Origin of the sequence: Lacibacter sp. (genome assembly GCF_035299325.1) — a bacterium.
In the GTDB taxonomy this organism is placed as follows: Bacteria; Bacteroidota; Bacteroidia; order Chitinophagales; family Chitinophagaceae; genus Lacibacter.
In genome coordinates this window covers 35,970-57,989 of sequence record NZ_DATGWT010000041.1, presented here as the reverse complement: position 1 = coordinate 57,989, position 22,020 = coordinate 35,970, and the positions used below count along the sequence as shown (strand labels likewise).

At 38.0% G+C, this 22,020-nt stretch carries 20 protein-coding genes; 14 read left to right on the top strand and 6 right to left on the bottom strand.

Annotated features, from left to right (window positions below):
• Nucleotides 1–537 precede the first annotated feature (537 nt).
• The gene (locus tag VK159_RS22065) at nucleotides 538–1,083 is read left to right on the top strand and encodes a helix-turn-helix transcriptional regulator (protein WP_324232343.1); all 546 of its coding nucleotides are present in this window, start codon (nucleotides 538–540) and stop codon (nucleotides 1,081–1,083) included.
• A 118-nt stretch (nucleotides 1,084–1,201) separates the two neighbouring features.
• A complete protein-coding gene (locus tag VK159_RS22060; RefSeq protein ID WP_324232342.1) occupies nucleotides 1,202–1,393 on the top strand; it encodes a hypothetical protein in 192 nt (63 codons plus the stop codon).
• Between the two features lie 7 nt (nucleotides 1,394–1,400).
• Here the strand turns inward: VK159_RS22060 and VK159_RS22055 are convergent, their stop codons facing one another.
• From VK159_RS22055 to VK159_RS22040, 4 genes are read right to left on the bottom strand one after another with little or no spacing between them, the layout of a single operon-like run.
• Complete coding sequence (locus tag VK159_RS22055) at nucleotides 1,401–2,378, bottom strand: ComEC/Rec2 family competence protein (protein ID WP_324232341.1); 978 nt, start codon at nucleotides 2,376–2,378, stop codon at nucleotides 1,401–1,403.
• Complete coding sequence (locus VK159_RS22050) at nucleotides 2,375–3,055, bottom strand: hypothetical protein (RefSeq protein WP_324232340.1); 681 nt, start codon at nucleotides 3,053–3,055, stop codon at nucleotides 2,375–2,377. The genes VK159_RS22055 and VK159_RS22050 overlap by 4 nt, the downstream gene beginning before the upstream one ends.
• Nucleotide 3,056: 1 nt before the next feature.
• The gene (locus tag VK159_RS22045; RefSeq protein WP_324232339.1) at nucleotides 3,057–5,159 is read right to left on the bottom strand and encodes a sensor histidine kinase; all 2,103 of its coding nucleotides are present in this window, start codon (nucleotides 5,157–5,159) and stop codon (nucleotides 3,057–3,059) included.
• Nucleotides 5,156–6,403: an N-6 DNA methylase gene (locus tag VK159_RS22040; RefSeq protein ID WP_324232338.1), complete on the bottom strand. Its 1,248-nt coding sequence runs from the start codon at nucleotides 6,401–6,403 to the stop codon at nucleotides 5,156–5,158. The genes VK159_RS22045 and VK159_RS22040 overlap by 4 nt, the downstream gene beginning before the upstream one ends.
• A gap of 1,354 nt (nucleotides 6,404–7,757) precedes the next feature.
• Between VK159_RS22040 and VK159_RS22035 the strand changes: the two genes are divergently transcribed.
• A complete protein-coding gene (locus VK159_RS22035; protein ID WP_324232337.1) occupies nucleotides 7,758–8,009 on the top strand; it encodes a hypothetical protein in 252 nt (83 codons plus the stop codon).
• 351 nt (nucleotides 8,010–8,360) lie between these two features.
• Nucleotides 8,361–8,765 carry a hypothetical protein gene (locus VK159_RS22030; protein WP_324232336.1) on the top strand — a complete coding sequence of 135 codons (405 nt, stop codon included), beginning with the start codon at nucleotides 8,361–8,363 and terminating at the stop codon, nucleotides 8,763–8,765.
• A 67-nt stretch (nucleotides 8,766–8,832) separates the two neighbouring features.
• Here VK159_RS22030 and VK159_RS22025 read toward each other — a convergent pair whose 3' ends face one another.
• A complete protein-coding gene (locus VK159_RS22025) occupies nucleotides 8,833–9,657 on the bottom strand; it encodes a hypothetical protein (RefSeq protein WP_324232335.1) in 825 nt (274 codons plus the stop codon).
• 157 nt (nucleotides 9,658–9,814) lie between these two features.
• Between VK159_RS22025 and VK159_RS22020 the strand changes: the two genes are divergently transcribed.
• The 7 genes from VK159_RS22020 to VK159_RS21990 all read left to right on the top strand — a co-directional run bounded on the left by VK159_RS22020 (nucleotide 9,815) and on the right by VK159_RS21990 (nucleotide 14,642).
• Nucleotides 9,815–10,465 (top strand): class I SAM-dependent methyltransferase, encoded by a 651-nt coding sequence (locus VK159_RS22020; RefSeq protein ID WP_324232334.1) that lies wholly within the window; start codon nucleotides 9,815–9,817, stop codon nucleotides 10,463–10,465.
• A 124-nt stretch (nucleotides 10,466–10,589) separates the two neighbouring features.
• Nucleotides 10,590–11,252, top strand: coding sequence for a hypothetical protein (locus tag VK159_RS22015; protein WP_324232333.1), 663 nt, complete (start codon nucleotides 10,590–10,592; stop codon nucleotides 11,250–11,252).
• Between the two features lie 142 nt (nucleotides 11,253–11,394).
• Nucleotides 11,395–11,928, top strand: a complete 534-nt coding sequence (locus tag VK159_RS22010) for a hypothetical protein (protein WP_324232332.1) — start codon at nucleotides 11,395–11,397, stop codon at nucleotides 11,926–11,928.
• 51 nt (nucleotides 11,929–11,979) lie between these two features.
• Nucleotides 11,980–12,465 (top strand): hypothetical protein, encoded by a 486-nt coding sequence (locus tag VK159_RS22005; RefSeq protein ID WP_324232331.1) that lies wholly within the window; start codon nucleotides 11,980–11,982, stop codon nucleotides 12,463–12,465.
• Nucleotides 12,466–13,016: 551 nt separating this feature from the next.
• The gene (locus VK159_RS22000; RefSeq protein ID WP_324232330.1) at nucleotides 13,017–13,517 is read left to right on the top strand and encodes a hypothetical protein; all 501 of its coding nucleotides are present in this window, start codon (nucleotides 13,017–13,019) and stop codon (nucleotides 13,515–13,517) included.
• Between the two features lie 51 nt (nucleotides 13,518–13,568).
• Nucleotides 13,569–14,087, top strand: coding sequence for a hypothetical protein (locus VK159_RS21995; RefSeq protein WP_324232329.1), 519 nt, complete (start codon nucleotides 13,569–13,571; stop codon nucleotides 14,085–14,087).
• Between the two features lie 78 nt (nucleotides 14,088–14,165).
• Nucleotides 14,166–14,642 carry a hypothetical protein gene (locus VK159_RS21990; protein ID WP_324232328.1) on the top strand — a complete coding sequence of 159 codons (477 nt, stop codon included), beginning with the start codon at nucleotides 14,166–14,168 and terminating at the stop codon, nucleotides 14,640–14,642.
• Nucleotides 14,643–14,760: 118 nt separating this feature from the next.
• Here the strand turns inward: VK159_RS21990 and VK159_RS21985 are convergent, their stop codons facing one another.
• The gene (locus VK159_RS21985) at nucleotides 14,761–15,291 is read right to left on the bottom strand and encodes an SOS response-associated peptidase family protein (RefSeq protein ID WP_324232327.1); all 531 of its coding nucleotides are present in this window, start codon (nucleotides 15,289–15,291) and stop codon (nucleotides 14,761–14,763) included.
• A 664-nt stretch (nucleotides 15,292–15,955) separates the two neighbouring features.
• Here VK159_RS21985 and VK159_RS21980 point away from each other — a divergent pair.
• Genes VK159_RS21980 through VK159_RS21970 form a run of 3 tightly spaced genes read left to right on the top strand, consistent with a single transcriptional unit; the run spans nucleotide 15,956 to nucleotide 22,005 of the window.
• Nucleotides 15,956–18,442 carry a hypothetical protein gene (locus tag VK159_RS21980; protein ID WP_324232326.1) on the top strand — a complete coding sequence of 829 codons (2,487 nt, stop codon included), beginning with the start codon at nucleotides 15,956–15,958 and terminating at the stop codon, nucleotides 18,440–18,442.
• A 5-nt stretch (nucleotides 18,443–18,447) separates the two neighbouring features.
• On the top strand, nucleotides 18,448–20,898 hold the full coding sequence (locus tag VK159_RS21975) for a hypothetical protein (protein ID WP_324232325.1): 2,451 nt from the start codon (nucleotides 18,448–18,450) through the stop codon (nucleotides 20,896–20,898).
• Nucleotides 20,899–20,907: 9 nt separating this feature from the next.
• On the top strand, nucleotides 20,908–22,005 hold the full coding sequence (locus VK159_RS21970; RefSeq protein ID WP_324232324.1) for a hypothetical protein: 1,098 nt from the start codon (nucleotides 20,908–20,910) through the stop codon (nucleotides 22,003–22,005).
• Nucleotides 22,006–22,020 lie beyond the last annotated feature (15 nt).

Below are 22,020 nucleotides of genomic sequence, written 5' to 3'. Positions count from 1 at the left end.
CCCCTTAAAGGGGAGAATAAAACAAAAGCAAACGGGTGATTAAATACCCGGGAAGTTTGTAAGACGGGAAGATTTTAATAAGTACCAATAAATGTATTAACCATGATCCTGAGGTTTACAGGTAAACTTGGTTAATAGCAAATACATGCCTTTGTGATGGTTGCGAACTTTCATAGCAAAAAAATTAACCTATATGAAAGTCTCCTAAGAAGGCGCAGCAAATAGAAAGGGATGCGGCAACAACTTACGGTATCAGAAGCCGAGCAAAGGCTGGACCACACGCAAGCAGCACCTGCACCCCTTTGTATAGGGAATGCAGGCATCACACTTAGCGTCTCGTGGTCTTAAAACTTGCTCTTTTTCTGATACGAGACTTTAAATGGATGCTTCAAATTAGTAATGAAGAATCCCAAAATTAATACTTCTATCCTCTTTTAGTAAGAGTACTAAGGCAAGATAAGAATAATTTCTAAATATTCGATATACCCCAATTTAAAATTTTGCTAATGGCTTCACTTTTCCACTACAAAATTACTGATGACAGTCGAAGCCAGATTTTCAAGAGAAGCGAAATTATTTGGATTACGTGTTAAACAACTACGTAAGGACGATGAATTAAGCCAGGCACAACTCGGGCAATTGATTTTGCTTACACAATCTCAAGTTAGTTTAATTGAAAAGGGGGCATCAAATTTTGAGTTTAATACATTAATAAAAATTGGTAACGGACTCAATGTGACGCTTGCTGCTCTTTTTGATTATGAAAATGGGATGCGCTTTAGAAAGCTATCAAAGAAGTATGATTTAGAACGTCGGATTAAAACAGAAAAGGAAAAATTTGGAAAGCGATTGCTGGATTTAATACAATGGCGTTCTACAAAACAAGACGATTTAGCTGTTATATCTAATATTGATGCTGCTGATTTAAGTAGATTTATCAACGGTGAACACAACATGGAACTTTTCAATATTATAAAAATTGCTGAAGGACTTAAGGTGAGTTTAATTGATTTGTTTTTTTATAATGGCCCTCTTCCAAAAAATGCTGACTTCAAGGGCCTGACTACTGGGAAAAGGAGTTGATAGTAAATTTCCGGCTAAACGTTTAATCCGCTTTTTTTTATACGGTTGCTTTGTTGGAAGGTTTATTATTCTTTTACCTTCATTTGCAAAAATTATTTACAATCTAAATATTTATACAATGGCTTATCCAGAACGTAAACCGATATATGATGCTTATAAAGAAATTGTAAAGGAAATAATTGATACGAAACAATATGAAGAATATGCTGAAGCAGAAATTAATGCATTAAATCAAGCCCTTTTGGAAACTTTTAAATCAATAAAACAGCAACTATTTGTAAGCAAGAAATGGGAGAAGTCTTCTAAATGAAATTACCCTATCTGCACAGTGCTGTGGTTGCTGAGGCTGTAATAAAGGCTTGATGATCTTGTGAAATGGGAAATTCTGTTATTGCGTTATCAAGATTGAGAACATATGTCCCTCCGCAACATTCTTTAAGATGTTTGCCCTTTGCATAATATGCATGTAAATGAGCAGAATTTTCTTTAGGCAAATCAGCGCAACAATGTTCTGATAACTGAGTGCAAGCAATTCTTGTTTTTACCTTACTTTTCTTTACAGCATTTATTACTTCTGGCCTTGGGTTGGAAAACCTTCGTCTGCCTATAGAAAAAACAACCGTTGATGGTTGGGTTGCAGCAATAAGTTCGTTTGTAAAATTAACAACATTTCCCTCTTCGATTTTTCCACCATGGTGGGGGAAAACAAGTGAAGCAGCCTTTATTGTTTTCCCGTTATAAGTGATTTCATCTAAGCTTATTTGATCAATGTCCCCGCTAAGAAAGACCAAGGGTACATCTTGATAAATAACAAGAAAGGAAGAGGAAATTGAATTGGATGTTATTTTCCTATTTTTCCTGTCAGTATTCCCAACTCCTTTTCCTACTAGATATTTTGAAGGACCCATTGGTGTTATGGAAATACTTCCTGCATTAATAGGAGGCAATTCGTCATGAATTGAAACTTCAAAAGTGATTTTTTGAGTACGACTCTTGTCATGAAGTATAGTGATTAAGTCGTTCCAAAGTTTACTGGCTTTTGAGCCATCTGAATTAAGATATACTTCACGTACGCTAATTTCATCACTTGAAAGAAGGCTCAGCAGACCCCCGATGTGGTCTTGATCAGCGTGGGAAAGGTATACTCTTTTAATCTCGGTAATATTTCTGTCTTGTAAAAACTGTAACAGCCCTGCCCCATGAGAACCACAATCTATTACTATAGTTTCACTATTATCATGTATCACAGTGGCATTACCATGCCCTACATCAATTATTGAAATATCCCGACTCATTTTTTAATGATTTCCCAGTTTTGAAAATATAATTCATAAGGATCTTCTGCATCTATATTTACCTGCGCATAAAGGCGCAAATCTGGTTCCGATATTTCTTGAATTTCATGGGGAAGTTCTAACATCTTTAAATTAATAACCATGTTTCTGTTCCAAGAAGGAAGTATAGCCATCGCTACCGTTTTATTGCCAGCATCGTCTCTTATAACATCATCAAAACGAACCAAAGTCTTCCATGTTTTACGTGTTTGTGAAAGATTACCTTTGAATTCGGCGACACATAACTCTAAAGCTTTAACAAGTGTGTCAGGGTTGAATTGTTCAGGAGTTAATACTACTGGAATATTTCTTTTAAAGGGTCTTATTTCATGATAAGATGCCATTTCATATTTTGTTACAAGAACAGACGGGATGTGTCTATCATAACATTTAGATATAAAATTTGCGCCGTTCATTGGAAAATAACTCGAGCTCTTCTTTAAATGATGATCCGATACAACGGCATCTTGATTACCAATTGTCAGTAAAAAAGTTTCTATGTTATCAACACGGTCATTTTGCAACACGGTTTCTACTTCAATCTCTTCTACGGTTAGACCATAGCTTTCACGACTATCTGTATCATCATCAATGACGTGAATTTTATTGATTTCTCTATCTAATAATACAACTGACATTTTATTTTCCGATTATAGGTAGTTCAACAATTAAATCCGCTCCTCCAAGTACGCCATGACGATTTGCTCTTACCGAGCCCCCTAAATCCATAACAGCATCCCGAACTATAGTCAAACCCAGACCCGTGCCGTTTGGATTAGTAGTCTGCCCTGGTAACCAGATGTCTTTTAAGGCAATACCTTCGATTCCTGTACCATTGTCAGAAACGGTCAGCACCAAAACATCTTCCTGAATTTCTGTTTTAATAAGCATCGCACGTTCTGATGGATTAGCATTTTCAATTGCGACCAGGCTATTGTTAAGTAAGTTTGTAAAAATTGATTCTAGTGCAGCTTCGCTTCCTCTAAGATACGGCGTTCCTTTCGCTAGTTCCGTTCTCAGTTTGATGTCTCTGCCATTTAAAAATGGAGTAAATGTTTCAAGAGTATTTTTAATTATATCATGTACTTCGACTCGTGTAATTCGCCTTTTCTCATTGGAAAGTAATTTTAATGTTGCAGTTCCTAAGACAGCTAATGAGTTAATTGCACGCCGAATAAGACCTATCGGTTTGGATAGTTGGTTTTCTTCAAGCCTCCCCACCAAAAATTTTTTAGATCGCCTTTCAATTGCATCGATATTAAGTTTTATAACTTTAATAGGATTACCATTTGACTCATGGGAAAATGTAGCAGCAGTAATACCAGCAGTACTAAGTGTTCTATATAGTTGTACCTCGGCTTTTAATGTATTTACTTGGCTCTGAACTGCCTTGTCATATGATTCAAAAGCTTTTACAAGTTGAACTCTGTCGTTTGTTCGTAGCTTATTAATCTGTTCCTTTACTTTCTCCTTAGAATTAGTGGATTCTGAAGCTGTTTGTTCACGGCTTTTAGCTCGTTTCTTCTCAGCGATCTCAAGTCTTTTTTTTGCCATCCACTCTAAAGCGTCTTGACAAAAATTTTTTATTTCATGAAATACGTCATCTTCAATAAACCCAGACCTATCAGTTTTTTGCTTCAATAACCCTTTGGAGTCCCTAATTCTCGTTACTCCTATTGAAGTGTTGGTTGAAGGCCTCTCTTCAGGGCTTCTGGCACGTGATAAGTTCATGTCAAGCCAATCATTTCCTTGATTGCCATAAGGATTAACTCTTAACCCATTCTCGTAAACATGAACACCTCCAAATTCATTTAGCCATTCTTTAACTTCTCCCAATGATGTTGATCTTGTTGAAAAAGAGGTGCTATTTAAAATAAAGGCCCACAGATCAAAAGTAGTAACAGGGCAATTATACTTTTTATTTTTTCGCTTTACTGTAATTTCCTTGTGCGTTGCCTTGAAAAGTACTTTGCCTTTATAATCCAAAATTTCCGCTGATGCATTTCCATCTTTGTCTAATACTGCAGATAAGTGATAATCTGCATCGTCGAAATATCTTTTTGTAACAAGTTTTTCCAGCTCTTTAAACTCTGGCGCCTTTAAAACTGGTTTAAAAGCATCTGGGTCGTCATCAAAGGGGTCTGCAAGTAAAATCAAACCTCTTGCAACTTTTTTAATGTCTCTTTCTGTTACTTTGTTTTTTAGATGTTTTATGGATACAGTTGTGCTAGAAGATTTACTTGGTGATACTTTTGAGCTGTTTATCCGTATAATAACATCATCGACAAGTTTGGCACTATCAAATTTATTCCAGTCAATTTTAATAGCAAATTTCTGTTTGGTTTTATTTAATTTATTGCTAACTTTTAAAGGTACCGATTCTAATTCCACTGCTGTTCCCATACGGAGTGCTGCTAGTCTTCCTAAACCTTTACTACCTGCGGGTATCCTGTTTAATCTAGTTCGCTTTGAAAAGGATTTTTCAGATTGCCCCAATACCAAATAACTATTCTTAATTGCACTCCCATCCATACCATCACCATCATCTTCTATTGTTACGGTACCACCTTCTGCACTAACATTACTTAAAGTCACTGTACAGGTAGTCGCATCGGCATCATAAGAGTTTTTTACTAATTCAAGAATACTTTGATCGATACTTGGATTGAGTTCTTCGCCCAGACGCTTTATTATCTGAGTTGAAAAACGAATACTAGCATTTTGGAACGCACTTGTGCTCATAGAGGAATGTTTGAAACAACTTTTACTGTTAGGTGTCTACACCTGATTTGTGAATCTATCCAATCATCAATAGATTTAGTTTTTAAAATTTTCAAGATTCTTCTGCAGGTTGCAATACCCCCTTTTTTAGGTTGAAGTACTATAAGATGATTATCTACATAGACCTGTTCAGGAATAGTAACCAGTGTGGCAATTGCCCGATGGTTATCGCCAAATCTTGATGTACGTTTTATGACAACGAAAGGCGATTGTATAGCTTTGCCTTTATGCTTTCGTGTCAAATCGGTATAATTACATTCGGTCCAGCCTTCTAAGCCCTTACTGATGAGATAAGGCCTTTTAATTCCTTTGTGTGGGTCCCGATTGTCTACAACCGTCCCAACACTAACATTAAATAGGTCCGATAGCTTTGATTCATTAATAGTTGTTGTGATCCAAGGAGAAATTGTCTCTTCACAAGGCTGCTCCTTTTTCTTTAAAAAAACTGAAAAAACGTCTACATCTGCATAGTTGTCAAATTGCCCAAAAAGCTTAATACCTGTAACTACACAATGATTGCTGATATGTGCACGCCACTTTTCATATCGGCTACCACTTCTAAGTACGTCAGGAAGGATTGCAATTATTTCAGTGCCGGGATTTACATTTTTTGATATTACATCAATAAATAAAGCCGCTGCTGACACCTTTCCAGATGCCCAGTCAATATCAAAAGGGGAATCGATTTGGTTAAACGGAGGGTTGGTGATAACGTGTGTTGCATTTTGGTAAAACGTATTTGACTTTAAGCCATCTGCAACTAAAATTTTTTTTGAGTAGTCGCTGTTTCTTGAATTTAATAATAGGTCTGAAATCTCTAATCTTAGTTTTGAAGCTTCAATAAATTCCTTGTGAATATCCGTTCCAAATACTTCCAATGATATATTCTTCTTAGACAACTTACCAGAGAAATGATTTTTTACAGAAATCAATAAGTTCGAAGCCCCACAAGCGGGATCATAAAAATTTACATTTTCTCCGAAACTCAAATTATACGATTTTAACACAGAAGAGCCTAATTCTGTATCTGTAAAAAAAGCTCCACTTGCTCGCCTTTCTTCAAGAGATACCAGACTCCTAAGCTCCTTACTCGCAAGTCCATTTACAGAGCTAATAGCCAATTTTTTCCATGGATTTTCGATTTTACCAGGGTATTCTTCAATTAACTTTCTAAGTGATGCAATAAATGGCTGATAATTTCTCATTTATACTTTGTAAAAATTGTTTGGTGCGAAATAATCTTGCTATAGTGTTTATTTTCCTTCCGTCGACCTTTTCAGATCTGCCATCATTTCATCTTTCATTTTCAACATTCGATCGTTCAATGCTATCTTTTCCTCGTCTAGCTGCGCAGTTTTTTCTACAGGATCAAGACTAGAATAATGTTGCTAGAAGTGAATTATTTATAGAAACGGAGTAATTAAATGAATTCGCAAACACATTCACCGACTGCTCTTTATCAAAATTCCGTATTATCACAACCCTATTTTTAATGCAGCAGTACCATCAATCCTTTCTTTTTAGCTCAAGCAAGGATATTTGTTGCTGGTTCCTATCAACGCCCCATTTCTAAGGCAGTACACCCTGCTTAAGGTCGAGTATTTCATCCTGATAACCGTCGGGACGTTTACGTTGCGGCTTTCGAGTACTTTACGATCAGTTTGGAACCTTGTTTCATATGGAAAGTTTTAATTTTTAATGAAAAGGAAATTACAAAAAATATCCGGCAATTTAACTGTAAAATATTATACAGCAATAAGTAAAATACAGGCTAACTATGTAAGAAACATATAATTTTTGATGTAGTGCGCCCGCAGGAAAGGAACATTAGATTACATAAATGGGGTTTCATTTTAACTTTCGAAAAAAGTACCGATTATACGCATTGCACTAACCTTACTTATTTTCCCTATTGCCTTTAGTAAATTTCTTAGACCGACAAACATGTAGCAACCGAGGTGCGCTGGCCGCAGTTCAGATTCCGCCTGCAACAATTGCAGCAGTTGTAAATGGGTGCAGTGGTGGTGGCACTTGCGGGGTTTGTAAGAAAAGTGCAGCTCCGAAGAACCGGAGTTATTCTTCGCCAAATACTATTAAGCCTTCTTCTTCATCGCAATGCATTGCAAAGACCAAGAAAGGAACGTGGTGCAGCCGGAATTCAAGATCGGGAGGTTATTGCTGGCAGCATGGGGGGGGTAGAGAATACTATACATCCTTGCAATCAACTTCTCAGTGTTCTGACCATTGAATAACTCAAAAGTATTTAGGATATTAGAGAAAAGTAAAAGGCCACCAATTGGTGGCCTTTTAAGAAATTAACCTGCTATCTTAATCATTATAAAACTGAACAGCGGAATAACAGGGATACACAGCAAAGCTACAAAAAGTACATTCAATCATCAAAAGAACCCAATAAAAAAATGTTATGAAAAGGGGTTGGAATCGGGAGGTGTAAAAAGTATTCTTGCTGTTGCTATCTCCTGCAAAATTTTTTCAATTATTGTTGTAAGAACATTGCTGCCGAATGTTGCATTTCAAAATGAATTATCTTAACTCTCCATGACACTCTATCAATTTAACAGGCTGGATGAATTGGAACAGCTGGAAGCTGTTTGGGAGCATGGTGCATTGGTGGCTGAGCGGGTTGATGAGGTAAACCGTTACAAGCTGTACCAGATCGATGCTTTTTATGTGGAAGTGGAATGGCACAAGGAGTATAATGTGCGAAGGGCATTTTATTCTTTTGCGAGTACCAATGCAGAGAAGATGAAGACTTATTTGGATAAGATAGATATTTCAACAATAAAGTAGTGCCACAGAGGGCACGAATGAACACCGATAATGAGCCACGAATTTCACGAATCAGCACGATTGGGAATGAACGTAATGATCGACTGACTATGAATGTTAGTTGTGGTGTTAAAAGTCATGGAATATATTTCTAACCGCCGGGGTCGGCTAAGGCCAGACCCCGGGCTGATATAAAATGATATGGATTGAAGAGTAGTAGCGATTGTGCAGCAACCTGCTGCACAATTGTTTTGTTGTTTTGGTGGGCCATGAATCAGCTTGAGAATCTGGCGCAAGCTTATTTTTTTTATTAAACTATATTTGATAACAACCAACAAATAAGAGCTGCATATGCTGAGGCGAAAATGTATAATGGTTTTATATTTCAGCAGAACCATTCTTGCTGCTTTTATGTTTTTCATAATCATTAACTCAGGCCATGCCCAGGAAAGTAATAAGCGACTAATCATTGGTACCTGGAGCTTTAAGAAAATGGAGTTATTACGGGTATTTGATGATTCTGTAGCTATGAAAGAACAGGGGGTGGGGGGAATGGTAACCTTTCTGGATTCGGTAACAGTAGTTTCAAAAAAAGAAACAGCTAAAGGCATAGAAATCAAAGACAGTGGAACATACAGGATTAGTGCTGACGGGAGAATACTAAGCCAGCATGATACAAAAGCTGAGATCGTGAAATTGACTGAACGGGAACTTATATTTAGAGTAGAGGGTGTTTTTATTCTTTATTTTGAACGGAGAGATGTAAAGTTTAAATGATTATAAATGACAGTTTGCCAATATGACTGGCCTGTACAAGCTATATTTAACCAGGGTGGCTGTTGTGTTATTTCCCAAAAAACTTAATTCCAGCTGCAATAACGACGTTGCTGTATTTTAATTTCGGGTCATATTCGAATCCGTCAAGCTTAAAACTTCTCTTGCCAATGAGCAATTGATTAGTGCCGGCTTTCATAAAAAGAATGGTACCATTTCCTCTATTCTTATTTGTGATCAGTACATCCAACCCAATACCTGCCTGTACGCCCAGGCCAAATTGCGAGCCTCCAACTGATTGGTTATTGCTCACTACCTCCGTAATATTTCCAGGGTTACTGTTTCTTCTGTAAGGAGTATTGTAAGAGATGTTAATTTCACGCAAACCGAAACCTACGTAAGGATACAGGTTTATCCTTTTATCTTTTATTAAGTCGTAACCAAACTCAAATTGCGTGATATGGTTATAACCCGTTTTTATTTCGCTGCTGTCTTTTTTTGCTTTTTTGGTAAGGCTTACCATGCCGAAATTGATTTCAAATATTCTGCGTTTTCGTTTGCGTGACATACCAATTCCAAAACCAACCATATTCCCACTGAATGCCGGGAAGCCAGATAAGGCATTGTCGGCATTAAATTTTGAAAAATCGGCCGATGAAACAGATGTATAAATTACAAAAGCATTATAATGATCGGACTGAAGTGTTAACCGGGAAAGTTTGTTTTGAAGATTTTTATAGTTGCTGTCATTTATTAAAGCATTACGGTTTGCCTGATACATTTGCTGTAATTGCACACGATAATATTCAACTGAATCGATTTTCTCTTCCCTGAATTGCGCAGAACATAATGAACAGGTAAGAAAAGTAATTAATGTAAAAATACTTTTTTTCATGCAGCAGTGGTTTGAGTTAAAAATATAAAATATCTTCATTCTATTCATCGGCAAACAGGATGAATAGTTTATTTATCAGTTATTGCATTTAACTACACAGTTATAATGCAGTTTGTAACAGATGTTGACACCCGTAACTAATTAAGTCCTGACACTTATGCGAAACTTTTTTTTATTCTTTGTTATACTCTTTCTTTCAGGAGCAGCAACACAAAACGATGATGAACAGGCCATGCAGCTGGAGATAAAAGAATATGCACTGGCAAACGTTGACACGCTGGTGGATATTGGTTGCCAGGATGGTGCGTTTTCAAGAGAAATTGCACGGGCTTATCCAAACCTTTATTTGATACTCGAAGACTTGGAGAACTATAAGCTTTGCACAAAAGGCGGCACCAATTGCATGACCGTTAATACAAAAAAACAGGTAACAAAGAAATTTAAGAACAGTAAGAAATATCCAAACCTGGCGGGCAGGTATAAATTCATAGCCGGTAAAATTGATTCAATTCCTTTGCCATCGGATTCTTATAACAGGGTTTTATGCCGAAGAACAGTACATGAATTTGTTCAACAGAAGAAAATGATTTCGGAACTAAAGCGAATACTCAGCAGCGACGGTATTTTAACGATTGTTGAAGCAGAACCCGGTTACGCAAACCAGGTTGATATATTTTGCAATAAAAGATACCTGACGAAGAATGAGGTTATTGAACTATTCAAAGACTTTCAACTGGATAGTTTTAAAACCATACAGTATGGGATATACAACATGAATGTTTACAATTTCAAGAAACAGAGCCGGTAACAAAGTATTGGGTTGTATACAGAGCTGAAAAATGAAGTATCTTAATGCTACTTGACACTTTATCAATTTAACAGGCCGGAAGAAATGAAATTGTGCAAAAGAAAATAAAAGAGGGCAACTAGCTATGAAACAACTTCTGACCAGCATCATACTTCTTGTTTTGTTATTTTCCTGCAATCCAAGACCAGAGAAAGCCAACCTGCCCGGGATAATAGATTCATTAGCTGTTCCGGTTGATTCGGCAACTAGCTATTTCCCATTTCCCACATATACTAAAGAACAAGTAAAAGAGAACAAAAGGAGGTTGGATCAATTTGTAATGGGATGGTATTCTACCATGCTATTTGGATTACATGAACCAGTGATCTATAACTACAAGGGAGATAATGAGATTTACCGCTTTACCTTGCTACGAAGTTTTGAACACCCGCTAACCGTGAGATTGCAGAGAGATGGCGAAACCATTAAACTTTTTTCTAAATTGGCGGATGGGGCTGGAGGATATGAACCCGGACAAATTTTTTGGGATACAACTTTTCATGTTAATCATGTGCAATATGACACATTAACCACACTCATAGCGAGAGCTGATTTTTGGAATATGCCGATTGAAATTTATGATGGCGGATTGGATGGTGCAGAATGGATACTGGAAGGAGTTAAGGATGGTAAGTATCACTGGGCTCACAGATGGTCGCCTGCCGGTGACCGGCATACAAATTTCAAAGCTGTTTGCGAATACGTTTTATCTATTTCAAAAACTCCGATGAATACGAGGAGAAGATAGAATGGCACAAAAAGTATAATGTGCGCAGGGCGTTTTATTCTTTTGTGAGTACCAATGCAGAGAGGATGAAACCTTATTTAGAGAAGATAGATCTGAAAGGTATATTGAAAGATGGTAACAATTTTTAAAACGTTAGCACGAAATGATTAGATTTCAATTTTTTATTTATACACTGCTAAGCTTCGCCGCATGCGCACAAGTTAATAACAAGAAGGGTATTTGGAAAAGTGAATACCGGTTGTTATCTTTTTCTGTAGACAGCCCCTGGCAACAACTTCCCTCGCTCGATACTAAGGACCAAGTTATAAGCGGTGTCATCGATGTATCAGACGGGACTTCTTACACGATAAAAATAACAGATGATGTTCCTAAAACAACAGTTTCAGACAGTCAATATTATGCGGGGGCCAGAAAGATGATGTTAGATGCCAACCAAGCAAACAGGGTGCTCCGGGAATTTGACACAGTTTTTCATTCCATGCCTGCTCATAGAACCGATTATATGATGCGTACTAACAGATGGGGATTGATGAAGCAGGTAAATTATATTATAAGGAACGAAAAAGAGTTTATTTCTGTTCAGATTCTTTATCCTTTTATTGACAATAAGCCTGAAACGCAAATACCGGCTTCGGTACTTGCGTTTGACAAATTAGTTTTATTGAATGGAAAATAACGATTAAAATATTGAGTATTGCATACGAATAGAAACAGTTCTCTTTGAGGTATGAATAAAAAAATAATTATCCTGATAATAATCGTTTCAGGCGTTGGGTTATGCTACTATTTTTTTACGCATTATCCTGTTGGCACATTTAAATATTCTACTTTAAATGCTAAAGAACCTACAATTAAGATCAGTTGCAGTGAAAGTTTAGGAACATTTCAGGAACCCGTTTACAATATGGATGTTTCGGTGGAACAAAATGGAACTGTGTACAGAAAGCGCTATAAAACAAGTGATCATCTTATTTTCTTTAGTTTATTACGAAAAAATGATCGTGAGTTTTTAATTGTGAATGATCATTGGAAAGGATATTACAAATGTGAAAATGGTACCTGCAGTGATTTTTTCAACCTTGAGGACAGATCTTATTCTGTTAATAACGCTACTAATGATACTTTATATTACTATAACTACCGTGACAGCCTGAAGACAGATACCATCTGCTACATTGAATTCAAAAACTTTAAATTCAGAAAACTAAAATAGGAGCCATGTATTTTGGAAATTGAATCTAAGCTACAAGTGGTTACAATGATGAAATCCGACAAATCAATACATGCTATTTGTATTGCTTCTATCAAGCGAAGTACAATGAAGCCTTACAACTTTAAGTGGACAAAGTTTTATGAGTCCAATTCAGAGTTTCCCTATTCGGGCCTTGAAATTAACCTAGTAGAAAGCGAACTCTATATTTGTTCCACCGTTATTGACCAGGATAACTTCAGTATATTGACAACAAGAAGACTTATAACAAAACAGAACGGTCTGTTAAGTGTTTTAAATATTCAAGGGGCTATAGATAAACAGTATGGAGACTTTAAAGTTAATAAAGAGATAATTTATACGTTTGGATGTGTCAGATCAGAAAGTGGCGATGAATTAAACTATTTCATTGAAACGGGAAAGGCATCGATGGTTATGATTTATGGCGTACGGACATTGATTGGCATGACCAGAACGTACACGAGTTGACTATTTCAAACATTTACCAGTTACCGGGAGATAATTTATCTTCCCTTTATCTGAACTGCTTAGACATGGAAGAAAAAAATGATGAATATATACTGGAAGGACTTTTAGACGTGAAGGCTGAAAGGGGGTGGATGTATAAAGCATTTACGGTATCGTCGTTGCTATTCATTTTATGTTTAAGTTTTGACCTGTTGTATGATGTGGATGGTGGCCGCATGAGAAGAACCAGTTGGGATTTCTTTTTAATGTTGGTGGGTTTGCCGGTAATTGGGATGCTCTTTCATTTAGCCCACAAAAAGATTGGCTGGATCGTGAATGTGTTTTACTACGTTGTTGTATCGTTATTATTTTCTTATATTTTTTACGAGGAGTTTATTACACGGGATATTTTTCAGAATGGCGTAATGCTGTGGCGGGTCATTTTGTTTTTGGGATTCTCATTATTGTCGGTTGTATTGCTTTTCTCAAAGGAAATGAGAACGTATTTCAGGGTAAGTGATGTATTAGTAATTGTTTTGTCTATCATATCAATTATAGGTGGCGTGTTGCTGCTTTCTACTGCGTGATTGAAAGGTTATAAATACGTTCACTAAAACAAAATAAAGCGACAAACGATTATGGGAGAACAAGAAGAAAAATACGGGATCGATATTGAACATGCTCACCCAAGAGCTACTGAACTTATCCCTGAAGATTTTTTTTGGAGTTGTATTGACGAGCTTGCTCCCTTTGGTTCAGACGAAGGAGACATGGCTTTAGCAGAATACAGAGACTGGCGAAAAGAAAACCCGCAAACAGCAACGCTGGATTGTTTGCAATGGGTGATTGAAAGTGTGGGAGAGATGGCGTTTGCTGACTACAACCCAAAGATAACAGACAGGAGTTTGATAAAGACCCAGATACAGGACGATGATTTTGATGACCTGCAATATATTTATACGCTAGACAATTCTGTTATTGCAACAGGTTTTGCCCAACTGGTTGATGAAGGGATTATTGATCAGCAAAACAAACCGATCATTCAACTTGCAATAGACAGGCAAAAGCTATGGGCTGAACTCTCCGAGGAATGGGAACATTCAACAGCGTATATTAAAAACCTGAACGTATTGGAAAGAGCATTACAGCAAGCGTAATGAAGAGGCTTGTCAGCATGCATGAAACGTTCACTCAGACATGAAATTTATGAGCCACTTTAAACTGCCACTACAATCATGAGGACGACACTTAGCATTATTTTTTTCTTTTTCTTTTGTACTGCCTATACGCAACCTCCTTTAAAAAGCAGGCAAATAGATTCTATTGTACTTCGTATTAACACATCAAACCTTCCGGTACTTGCAGACACATTAGTGCAAAATGATCCTGAGATGGGTTTTAAGATGACCACCTTTACCACGGTGATTATTCAGGAGGGAAAATTATTGAAGTACGTAAATCTTGTAAACAGATCCATGAAAATTGACGGTGGAACAAAACAAATTACCTCTTCAAATGCATTTTACTACGAAGACAATAAGTTGATAAAAATTGAGGAATATTTTATTGAAAACAACAAGAAAAAAACTGCAGACTGGTATTATGCCGACGAAAAACCTTTATACCACACGGTGCAATCAGCAAAGGCGGCGGACAGGGCGGTGCAGTTGCTGATGATATCGAATGGAATTAAACAGCAGGTTATTAAATAGCAGGCGAACCAAGAATGTGTTTATAAATCCCGGGGTCGGCAGAGGCCAGACCCCGGGCAGACATAGGCGTTTTTTGTATTGTGTATCTCCACCATCGGGCCTAGTGCATCTGTTGTTGCTATTGCGAATGTGGATGCTTTCTGATCCATTTCCAGATTATGCTATATAAGGGATACAGCTGCCATAACAAGTATTCTTCACTGTTATTAATGGTTATACAGTAAGGAATCTTTTGTGTTTCTTTTAATGGTTGCCCACGTTTGCCGATCTTGGGAGTATGCCGCCACTCGAAGAAACCGGAGGAGAGTGCCAATACACGTCCATGCAGTGCACCTTCACGGTACATCGATTCTCTTCCTTTTTCATTGACCAGGATGTTTTCGCCTTTGGCATTGAGCCAGGTGAAATTTTTACATGCTGCTTTTAATTCATCGGCATCGTGTATTGATTCGGCTATGTATTCCCAATGCATGAGTTGTATGTCAATGTTTTTTTCGTTTTGGATTGAGACAATGACTGGCCAGTCTCGATAATCGAATCGGCTCTGTACGGGGCGATTTAGAAAAAGAAGGTTTTTGATTTCTTTTTCGATGGCTACGAGGCGGATGTATTCTGAGCGGGTGACCCGGCAGTTGTTGTAGTAACACACAGGGTAAAGGGCAAGGGGGAGAACAGGGCACAAGGGCGACGAGCCAAGAATAGGCCACGAATGGACATAAATAGATAAAGAGCGTGATGGTATGTAAATAGAAAACAAACAGCGGGTGCAACAAGAAAGATCATTGGTTTTAATATGACGAGGAACATGAGTTAGCCAGATTAACAGACTCAGGCTTTGTAAATGATATGGCTTGCTGCTCCAGATGCGACTGAAGCTATTATAAACAGAAAATATAAAACAACACTTGTTCGTAACCGTTATATCGACCTACTTATTCCGTGCAAAGAACTAATAATATTTTACCAATGATTGAAGTAGTAAGTGTTTCCATGTAGAAAAAATATTCTAGTTAACGCTAAACTACACAGTTATAAAAAAAATCGACACACATATATAAAAAAAAAGATAATGTTTTGAGGTTGAGGTTTAACGTACTAATATAGCAATTCCAAAAACAACTTTACCTAACCATCTGCATTGTATGAGTAAGCTTCCTTTATTGCTATTCCTGCTTTTCATTTATCAAGTTACTAATTCACAACCTAGAAAGCACGGGAATCCTGGGTCTCTATTTTACTATACAGCGGTAAGTATTACAACCAGTAGTTTTAATGATGCGGATAGCAGTTTGGAAAAAATACAATTGTCTGCCATGGATAGTCTCTGGCCGAAGGCTTATAACGCTATGCCGGGATTGTTAGAATTGAGTAAACAAAAAAGCAGCTTACCCGGATTTTCTTCAAGCAGTTTCACGGATAATATCTACAGCATCGATGGTACATTAACCGGTAACCGGTTTGTTGATTTGGGGACATCGACTTTGTCTTTTGGTAAAGGTTCAAATGTGAATCTTCACTTGTTTAATAACGGGAATGTGTGGTTGGGAAATGGAACGCCCACAGACGCCGGATATAAATTGGACGTTAATGGATCAATAAAAACTAATAATGTTTTAAGTATCGTTAACGGTAGCGCCCAAATGGACTTAAAGCACGAAGGTGGCTATAGCTTCCTGTATAACAGGACAGCTGCGGACTTTGTTATCGGTACAAACAACGTGGAAAGATTAAGAATACATTCTGGTGGGAATATATTAATAGGAACTACTGTAGATGCGGGTTATAAATTTGATCTAAATGGTAAAATGCGCATACAGCACCAGGATGGTCTTACTTTTCAGTCAAGTGTAAATAATCAAAACTTTCTATCGGGTATAAATAATGGAGGAGAGCATTATATTAATTTCTCTTTTCATAGCTCTAATTCTTTTGCCTCAAGAATAGTTTCAAAAGCATCTGGAGAAAATGGAGGTAGTAATGGGATTGAATTTTGGGTAAATGGTTCCGGAGGTGATGGATATACCGTAACTGCTGCCGATAGAGTTATGAACGTTGCAGGCACACATGTAAACATAACAAAGCGTTTGCAATCAGGTTATATTTATTTGGATGGTGCAGACATGGGTGCCGAAAAGAAGATATATGTTAAAAGCGACATGCCAAGTGCCGGAGCTTCAAATTTAAGCATCAGTGCCGGTGATGCAACGAATGCGGATAGAGGAGGCGGAAACCTGATTTTATCAACTGGTGCAGGAGCCACAACAGGCCCTTCGGGGATTATTCAATTTTTTACTGCAAACACGGGAGGTGCGGGTACAAATACAAAAAGCGAGGTTGCGAGAATTACCGGAGGAGGAGCTTTATTGTTGGGAACAACAACTGACGACGGTGTAAACAAACTCCAGGTAAACGGACGGGTAAAATTTAGTGGGTTAACAAACGACAACGCTCAGCAAAAAGTGATTGTAAGCGACGCTACAGGAAACTTATTTTTAAGAGATGCCTCAACTATTGGAAGTGCGGGAAATATTTATACGACCAATGGAAGTTTAGCAGGAAACCGTTTTGTGGATTTGAGTACAGCATCAACTCTTTCATTTGGGAAAGGCACAGCCAGTTATTTGCATTTATTCAACAATGGAAATATTTCAATTGGTAGCGCAAACCCGGTTGATAATGGCTACAAACTTGAAGTGAACGGCGTATTCCGGACAACGTCGGTTCCAAGATTTGATGGTGGGGGATTGATTTTAAACAGAAACGGTTCTGAGGCTTATATTAATTTTCAAAAAGACGGAGCCCAGCTTGCACAAATTCGAATGTCGGCAACAGGCCAATTGAAGTTTACAGATGGGGGCGGGGGTACGGTGAGCAATTTGTTTTCTCAAAACTTGGTTCAGTTAGCCGGCTCCGGAGAAACAATTGCAAAAGTAAATACGAGCGGTGGCGCAAGCATAGCAGCACTAAGTGTAAATTATGGGGTAGGGTATACACCCAATGGTAATTTTTATCCGCTTATTGTAAGGCAAACAGCTCCTACTATTGAAATGGTGGATGGGTTTGGTACAGGAATATCGTTTATACATCATGATTTGACCAATGTAAATAACCAGGTGGCAGGAATTTTAACCGAACGAATTGGTAATGATGCGGCTGCTCATTTGAAGTTTTTTACTGCAAACGGATCCACTATAGTTGAACGTTTACGCATTACAAATACGGGGAATCTTCTGGTAGGCACAACTACCGATGATGGGGTTAATAAATTACAGGTGAGCGGCCGTGTAAAATTTACCGGATTAACTAACGATAACACACAAACGAAACTGCTTGTAAGCGATGCATCGGGAAATGTATTTTTACGTGATGCTTCTACCATATCAGGAGGAGGTAGCAGTAACTGGCAATTAAGTGGAAATATTCTTTTTAATAACAACGGAGGTTTTGTAGGGATAGGTACAAGTAACCCTCAATCGGCACTAGCCGTTAACGGAACCATTACTACCCAAAAAATAAAGGTCACACTGTCAGGATGGCCTGATTATGTTTTTGCACCGGATTATAAATTACCGTCGCTTCGAGAGGTGGAAGCCTTTATACAAAAGAACCGACACTTACCGGGTATAGTGCCTGCTGCAGAGGTGGAAAAGAATGGACTGGATTTGGGAGAGAACCAGGCTGCGTTATTACAGAAAGTAGAAGAGCTGACACTTTATATGATTGAAATGAATAAAAGAGTGGAGCAGCTTGAAAAAGAAAACGAAGCATTAAAGAAAAAGGCTAACAGCAGAAAAAAATAGTTTACATGCCCAAACTAAACCAACCGCTGCTGGTGCTGCTTTTCCTGTTTTTTCTTACCGAACTGCGTGCACAAACGCCTACAAAAATGTTGCGGGATTCTACAGTAAAAACAATAAAACATAAAGCAGGCAGCGCCGGACAACTACTGAAAAAAGCACCTGCTATCATCAATGAAAAGCCAGGCGAAGGGATGGGGATGTTGATAGCCCCGGAACGAAAATTATTTGATTCTTTGTTGCAGCAAGCGAAGCAGACAGTAGGTACCCTGTTAGGTAAGCAACAACTTTTCAGCCCCGGAAAAAAGTTGATTGATATCGGGCGCATCAATTTAGCGGCCACTTATAATTACCTGTGGGACTCAACCGGAGTGACCACCGGAACCCTGCAGAGTCTTCACTCTACTTTTGCTTATGATGTTGATGTGCAGGTTTCTATTTTACAAATGCCTTTTGATGCGGCGCTCCAGGGGAATAATGGTTTCTATAAACTACAACATAGCCCATTTAACCAGTTTCCACAATTCAATTTTAATCACCGGGCATATGTAGAGAAGATACAAAAGCTTGTATCAGAAAAAGTGAAACCGGAAGCTGTGCTTACTAATGTGTTGAACAGGATTAACAGTATAAAAGCAAAATATGAAGCTTCCCTTTTAACTGAAATCAATCAATTAAAAAAAGAATTTGCAACGGGATTTAATGATGTGATTGAGTTGCCTGCCGATATCAGCAACCTATCGGTGAGTGATCTTTCGGTGTTAAAAAACTCAATTTTTTCTGAAAAGGTTCTGCAGGATTATCAAAAAGGTGCAGCGATTTATCAGCAAACACTCCAGGGGAATCATTCAACAGGGGCGGCCAGTGATTCGATCGTAAATAGAGCTAAAACGATGGTTGCAAAATTTGAAACATTGAATCGTATTTATGAAAAAATCATTCAAACAAAAACGAAGTTTGACAGTAACCCTGTTGTAAAAGAGCTCAGAAATAACCTTCCTTTCAGTAAAGATAATTACAAACAGTTTCTAAAGAAGCCGGGTAATCTTATAGATGTTGTAAAGAACCATACGACCATGAGCGGATTGCAGCGCTTGTTTTTAAACATAACAAAACTGGACCTCGGTGCAAACCCGATTGCCAGTGATGGTTTAAATACACAGTCGTTGATGAACATGGGTATCAATACTTCGCTGACAAGCAAAAAAACATCTCTTGGTTTTATTTCCGGCAATGGTGGCATGAACAAAAATGCATGGGCGCAAAACGGGTTGAGCAGTTTTACAGGAACAGAGTTTTCAAATCTTACCGGGTTTAAAATTGGTTCATCAGCAGACGGTCCTTTTCAACAAACACTGTCTTTGAATTTTTTCAGCTTCAATGCATCGCAGGATCTGTTCTCTACTGATCCTTCTCAAATTAATGCAAACTATATCTCTTCACCTGCGAGACGTGATGCAGTGCTTCACTGGAAATCGAACTACCAGTTTAAAACTGATCACCAGTTATCAGTAGAATTATCAAAATCGCTTGGTTCCTACAGAAACAACTTTAATGCTGATTCGATTGCTGTGAAAGAAAATGCATTTGGTGATGTTTTCAGCGGAGCCGGACAGGCGAACTATGCGGGATCAATTGAGTATAGTGGAACAGTTTATAAAACTCAATTGGGAGTGGTGCTGAAAAAAGCAGGATTGGGATATCATAATCCCGGTAATATGTTTGTGCGTAAGGGAGAAACCACAGGGAGTATTCAGTTAAGTCGGAAATTTCTTAAACAAAAATTAAGCATCCAGTACAAGACGGAATTCAGGTATCAGCCACTTAACCCTTTGAAAAATGTGATCTACCGCAATTATCATCAGTCGTTACGGGCAGGCTACAGGATTAATCGTAATAGCCGTTTTGGATTGACGGTGCGCACGCAGCACTATGCGTTTGACAATAAGATGAGCGGTAGTGTACAAAAAGGAAAGACCATCAATCTCCAGGGTGATGGCAGCTACCAATTAAAAATAGGAAGGAACAAAGTAATTAATCATGCAACAATCAGCAAGCAATCATTTGCATTGCCGGGACTTGATGGGCAACTCTATTCCAGTAATACATGGCTCGGGGTTCATTCATCATCGATGGTGATCAATAAGAACCTTCTGACTTTATCATTGGTTGCTAATAAATCAGATAAATCGGAATATTTATTTAATACCAGTTTCTTTCATTCCGAAATACTATATGGGTATAACACAGGAAGCGCCATCAGGTTAAGCAGTGGAATTGGTTTTTACATCAATGAAGGATGGAATCAACAGGCCGGGGTACGTCAACAGATCAGCGGGACATTATTTGAAAAAGTTGACATTGAACTTGACATTAACTGGAAGCAGGCAGTAAGAACCATACGTTCTGAACTTGCAAACCAGCTTTTTATTCAATCGTCGGTTTATTACAGGTTTTAAAAAATGATCATGCGAAAAATCAGTTTCATTTTATTCTTATTCCTTCAGTTTGCTCTTGCGGCTTCTGCTCAATTGCAGTTTGTATTTGTACCGGAATTACACGGGAGGAGTGTGGATGGATTAGGTTCTTTCCAATTGCAAAACTTAAGCGGTCAAGTGTTGAAAGGGAAGCTGTTCATTACCGTTAGAGAGAATACGAGGAATACTTCTGTTGTACAGGTGATGACGCCGGTAATTACTATTACACAAGGTGTATCGGGCTTGCCAAAAGCTGTGTTTCATAACAGTTCTTTTCAGTTTTCTCCCGGCAGTTATGGTGCAATTGCCTCCCAAACACGGAATTTTCCAACAGGGGAGTATAGTTTTTGTTTTCGCTTTGTTCCGGAGAATAAGAATTTAGATGAGTATGAAAATTGTTTCGATGGAACGATCCAACCATTAGTACCATTAACGCTGCTTTCGCCCGGCTTAAAAGATACGATCTGTATAAGGCGGCCTGTACTTAGCTGGCAACCACCTTTGCCTTATAGCCAACAAATGCGCTTTCGGTTGATCCTTACAGAGAAGACTGCAGGTGAATCGGTAGAAAGCCTTTTAAAGAACAGGCCCTTATTGTTGCTGGATCATATTTCTGCTACAACGATTACTTATCCCTCAGCCAATCCTGAATTAAAAGAGGGAAAAACTTACTGCTGGCAGGTGATTGCTTATGAGCAGGGATTAATTGTATCAAGGTCGGAAATATGGGAGTTTACAGTAAAGTGTAATGAAACACCGAAGCCAACCTTTAATGATAGTTATCGTGAGTTAAAATTTCTTTCAAATGGCAACTATTATATCGCCAACCGCTCTATACGGTTTGCTTTTAAAAATGATTATAACATTAAAAAACTGCAATACAGTATAACAGAGATTGAGCACGGTGGTAAGCCAATTAAGTCTTTACCGGAGATCGCTTTAAAGCAGGGGCTGAATCTTATTGATATTGATTTGACAGATATGGATTTAAAAGAAGGGAAGTATTATGTACTGAAGGTTTTCCCTTTTAATGAACCGCCAATAGAAATCCGTTTCGTTTATAGAGATTTTGATGATACTGTTAATTGATGAATGATGTTAAGA

Coding starts and splice junctions, on each gene's coding strand:
- VK159_RS22065 (WP_324232343.1), top strand. CDS start 538: ATGACAGTCGAAGCCAGATTTTCAAGAGAAGCGAAATTATTTGGATTA.
- VK159_RS22060 (WP_324232342.1), top strand. CDS start 1,202: ATGGCTTATCCAGAACGTAAACCGATATATGATGCTTATAAAGAAATT.
- VK159_RS22055 (WP_324232341.1), bottom strand. CDS start 2,378: ATGAGTCGGGATATTTCAATAATTGATGTAGGGCATGGTAATGCCACT.
- VK159_RS22050 (WP_324232340.1), bottom strand. CDS start 3,055: ATGTCAGTTGTATTATTAGATAGAGAAATCAATAAAATTCACGTCATT.
- VK159_RS22045 (WP_324232339.1), bottom strand. CDS start 5,159: ATGAGCACAAGTGCGTTCCAAAATGCTAGTATTCGTTTTTCAACTCAG.
- VK159_RS22040 (WP_324232338.1), bottom strand. CDS start 6,403: ATGAGAAATTATCAGCCATTTATTGCATCACTTAGAAAGTTAATTGAA.
- VK159_RS22035 (WP_324232337.1), top strand. CDS start 7,758: ATGACACTCTATCAATTTAACAGGCTGGATGAATTGGAACAGCTGGAA.
- VK159_RS22030 (WP_324232336.1), top strand. CDS start 8,361: ATGGTTTTATATTTCAGCAGAACCATTCTTGCTGCTTTTATGTTTTTC.
- VK159_RS22025 (WP_324232335.1), bottom strand. CDS start 9,657: ATGAAAAAAAGTATTTTTACATTAATTACTTTTCTTACCTGTTCATTA.
- VK159_RS22020 (WP_324232334.1), top strand. CDS start 9,815: ATGCGAAACTTTTTTTTATTCTTTGTTATACTCTTTCTTTCAGGAGCA.
- VK159_RS22015 (WP_324232333.1), top strand. CDS start 10,590: ATGAAACAACTTCTGACCAGCATCATACTTCTTGTTTTGTTATTTTCC.
- VK159_RS22010 (WP_324232332.1), top strand. CDS start 11,395: ATGATTAGATTTCAATTTTTTATTTATACACTGCTAAGCTTCGCCGCA.
- VK159_RS22005 (WP_324232331.1), top strand. CDS start 11,980: ATGAATAAAAAAATAATTATCCTGATAATAATCGTTTCAGGCGTTGGG.
- VK159_RS22000 (WP_324232330.1), top strand. CDS start 13,017: ATGGAAGAAAAAAATGATGAATATATACTGGAAGGACTTTTAGACGTG.
- VK159_RS21995 (WP_324232329.1), top strand. CDS start 13,569: ATGGGAGAACAAGAAGAAAAATACGGGATCGATATTGAACATGCTCAC.
- VK159_RS21990 (WP_324232328.1), top strand. CDS start 14,166: ATGAGGACGACACTTAGCATTATTTTTTTCTTTTTCTTTTGTACTGCC.
- VK159_RS21980 (WP_324232326.1), top strand. CDS start 15,956: ATGGATAGTCTCTGGCCGAAGGCTTATAACGCTATGCCGGGATTGTTA.
- VK159_RS21975 (WP_324232325.1), top strand. CDS start 18,448: ATGCCCAAACTAAACCAACCGCTGCTGGTGCTGCTTTTCCTGTTTTTT.
- VK159_RS21970 (WP_324232324.1), top strand. CDS start 20,908: ATGCGAAAAATCAGTTTCATTTTATTCTTATTCCTTCAGTTTGCTCTT.